This window comes from Oligoflexus sp. (assembly GCF_035638955.1).
In the GTDB taxonomy this organism is placed as follows: Bacteria; Bdellovibrionota_B; Oligoflexia; order Oligoflexales; family Oligoflexaceae; genus Oligoflexus.
In genome coordinates, this window is sequence record NZ_DASQYZ010000353.1 from 1 (window position 1) to 2,985 (window position 2,985).

Consider the following 2,985-nt stretch of genomic DNA (forward strand, 5'->3'; position numbering starts at 1 on the left):
CCGAGGGCATATCCGAAAATTTAACGAAATGTTCTTCGAAGTGGTATGGCCGAAAATGAAAGCGGGATCCCTCGGAGTGCCTGACCCCGACCGCTCCATATATCTGGCCGATTTCGAACGGTGGCGGGAAAAGCTGAAAGCGAGGACGAGCGGGATTCGCGGAAATCACAAGGATTCCCGCCTGGATTGAATCCAAAAAAGAAATGAGGGAATTGGATGACTCTGACTCTGCAGCGATATATTGGCGAAGCGATTGTGGTTGAAGGCCTCTACCAGATTACCCTCCGCTCGATCCGATTTGGTTCCAGAGGAGCCATGGCTTCAATTTCGGTTTTCAATGAAAAAACAGGTTCGACCGTATGGCTTGATTTTACCCATATTGGCAAGTCCATAATGATAGAAGACGGCTTTCAGCTGAATCTCGTAAGAGTGAATGGCCAAAGAAGTGCCACTATCGGATGCATCGCAGACCAACGCTTTGTGTTTGCGCGGGTTGAGAGAAAAACCGGATCGGGAAGGCACGATTCCCTGGTCACGCATGGCGCTAAAAAATGGGAATTTTTGTCAGCTTTGAAGACAATTTAAGCAAAATTTGTCCGTGGATCGGCTTCTGAATTTCGTGAACATTGTCATATTTTGCGATAAAGTCCATCGGGAGATCACGCCCTGAAGCTATGATAACGGGTGCAGCCCTGCTCAAGTTGTCCTCGGACCTTAAATGCCTTATGAACTCCATTCCATCCATATTGGGCATGTTGCAGTCGGTCACGATCAACGAAAAATGTGTGGACCTGCAGCTCTCCAAAGCCGCCCTGCCGTCCGCTGCCATAGTTAGTTTTGCTTCAGGAGCCATAAATCGAAAAAGGTCCACGTACCACTCAAGGATCTCGGGTTCGTCGTCGACAAAAAGAAAGTTCACCTGGCAACCCCTTCGGTACAACTGCCGATTGAAATGTTCCCGCCAAAAAATGCTTTGGGCAAGGATTATGAATTCACCAATCACTTAGGAACCAGCCTTACACACAGTGCGCAAGCGCCTCAAAACACAACGACCAAGGTCTTTTGAATACCTTATCCCAGCCGTCGCCAGGGCCCTGGCAGGTGAAACCTCGCCTGGAAGCTCATTTCGAAAGAATTCCCACCCAGAGCCGAGGTTAGTTAGTGGATGAGAAGATTAAAACATAATATTCTGATTTAATTATACTTGGGAATGCCAAAATGGAAACCAGAATCCCGGTGGTTTTCGGCAGGTACCGGGTGGACATGTTAATGCTTTTGAGGCGCTATGGTGATTAAGTTGAGGCTGTTGAACCCTGATTAAATGCCCTAACTGGCCGTGAATGTTTATCTCACGGTCAATGTGAATCAGTCATCACTTCGGAGAAACTTCCATGGAAGAATCAACGTCGCAACAGGGATCCTTGGATGCCGCTTCCACTTCACTTATTAAAGTCCTTCCTGCTGCCGTTATTCGGGAAATCGAGCTGCAAAACAAGCTTCGCAGACAGATGGGACTGAGCGGGATTCAAGTCAAAATTCGTAACTGTCTTCAATGCGGCCATCCATTCCAGTCGGCCGGGCGTCGGACTTGCGGCTGCAATACAGCTCCAACAGGAAGACTTTCCGGTCACGATATTATTTGATCGATCGGGCATCCATCTTTGTTACAGCTCGTATGAGCAATCTCCACACCTATCGCTATCATGGCTTTGGGGATTTCATGAAGTTTGATTTCCACTTTAATTGCAGATATTTGAGATCTCATAAGGTGTTTCTTTCTCTGGCCGTTTTATCACAGTTTCAGATTACGAGACACCAATTTACCGACGCTCCCAAGACGTCGGCGGAGAACGTTCAATCAATTAGCCAGTTCCTCATGACTTGTTAAATCCAGCTAAACTTGCTACACAACTTGCCATATAGCCCTTTCCTCCCAACGATTTGAGAACGTCTGCAATAGGAGTTCAACGTAATGAAAAAACTTTTTTGTATTGTTCATGGCCCTGACTTCTGCGACCTGTTCAGCAAGATCCTTAAGGGTTAAAGAATACTAGCGATGTGTTTTAACAAAGACGCCGCATGAGGAATTGGCTTCAACTGATTTACTTTAACCTTTTCGATCTGCCCCTTCCAATTTGCACGCTGCGTACTTCATTAATTCTCAAACCTAACAAAGGAGAAATCACAATGAGATTTACACCAGTTATTTTTTTTGCTCTTGCGGCTTCCAATGCCTATGCTAACAGTCCAGCGATAACGATTGGCGTTGGAAGATCTGATTTATCCAGCAAATTCTCGATTGACGGAGAAGAGCGAACCATTAAAAATAAGCTTCAAACAGCATACCTTGGAGTGTTTATTCCTTCTGCTTCAGAGACCTTTGGACTTGGCGCTGAAGTGGGTGCAGGTGTATCAAACGGCACGAAAAATTTCTCCACCCGTTCGTTCAAATTTGTTCCAAATTATAAGGTGCTTGATCTTGGTGTTTGGGTTTTTGCTGGCGCTGGTTATTACGATATTCGAGATACTGGTGTGAATCATAATGTCACTACAGGACTCCTGGGGACCTCCTTCAGACCAAAAACTGGAATCGATCGCCTGAATATGGATTTTAGTATTCTTTTTGAAAAGTCGATTTCTTCTGAAGACTTTAAAATAAATGGGGTAAAAGTCTCAAACTATAAACTTGAGAATCTCGGAACATCTTTGGGTTTTGCTTACAGTCTTTGACGTGCAGCGGGGCCTCATTTAGGCTCTGTCGCAAACATTTCCGAGGGTGAAGCGAGATTTTGAAGGGATCAATCCCCGGACGCAGTTATCCTGCGAGGGCGTAGAACTGTTCGAAACGGAATAAATCAGCTATTTTGAGACAGTCATAAAAAGAGTTTAGTGTACTTTTCTATCCAAGCACATACATGGATTGCCGTGTGACCGGGATGTTGATCCCGACCTGCTCCTGTGGAATCAGAAGTTTAGGACCACGCT

5 protein-coding genes are annotated in these 2,985 nt (G+C 45.6%); 4 read left to right on the forward strand and 1 reads right to left on the reverse strand.

All coding sequences use genetic code 11. The annotated features are described in order from the left end of the window. The coding region (locus tag VE954_RS31165) for a hypothetical protein (RefSeq protein WP_324960353.1) at nt 1–190 on the forward strand (190 nt) is incomplete at its 5' end. A 26-nt stretch (nt 191–216) separates the two neighbouring features. Further along, nucleotides 217–585, forward strand: a complete 369-nt coding sequence (locus tag VE954_RS31170) for a hypothetical protein (RefSeq protein WP_324960355.1) — start codon at nt 217–219, stop codon at nt 583–585. Here VE954_RS31170 and VE954_RS44505 read toward each other — a convergent pair. After that, the gene (locus VE954_RS44505) at nt 545–1,003 is read right to left on the reverse strand and encodes a response regulator (RefSeq protein WP_414699045.1); all 459 of its coding nucleotides are present in this window, start codon (nt 1,001–1,003) and stop codon (nt 545–547) included. The genes VE954_RS31170 and VE954_RS44505 overlap by 41 nt on opposite strands. 388 nt (nt 1,004–1,391) lie before the next feature. Here VE954_RS44505 and VE954_RS31175 point away from each other — a divergent pair, with 388 nt between their 5' ends. Together VE954_RS31175 and VE954_RS31180 are read left to right on the forward strand one after the other, a co-directional pair. Beyond that, entirely contained in the window at nt 1,392–1,643 is a 252-nt protein-coding gene (locus VE954_RS31175) for a hypothetical protein (RefSeq protein WP_324960357.1), read from the forward strand. A 544-nt stretch (nt 1,644–2,187) separates the two neighbouring features. Then, on the forward strand, nt 2,188–2,730 hold the full coding sequence (locus tag VE954_RS31180) for a hypothetical protein (protein ID WP_324960359.1): 543 nt from the start codon (nt 2,188–2,190) through the stop codon (nt 2,728–2,730). Nucleotides 2,731–2,985 lie beyond the last annotated feature (255 nt).

Bases quoted from the DNA above. Each gene is read 5' to 3' on its own strand.
- VE954_RS31180 (WP_324960359.1), top strand. From the start codon at position 2,188: ATGAGATTTACACCAGTTATTTTTTTTGCTCTTGCGGCTTCCAATGCC.
- VE954_RS31170 (WP_324960355.1), top strand. From the start codon at position 217: ATGACTCTGACTCTGCAGCGATATATTGGCGAAGCGATTGTGGTTGAA.
- VE954_RS31175 (WP_324960357.1), top strand. From the start codon at position 1,392: ATGGAAGAATCAACGTCGCAACAGGGATCCTTGGATGCCGCTTCCACT.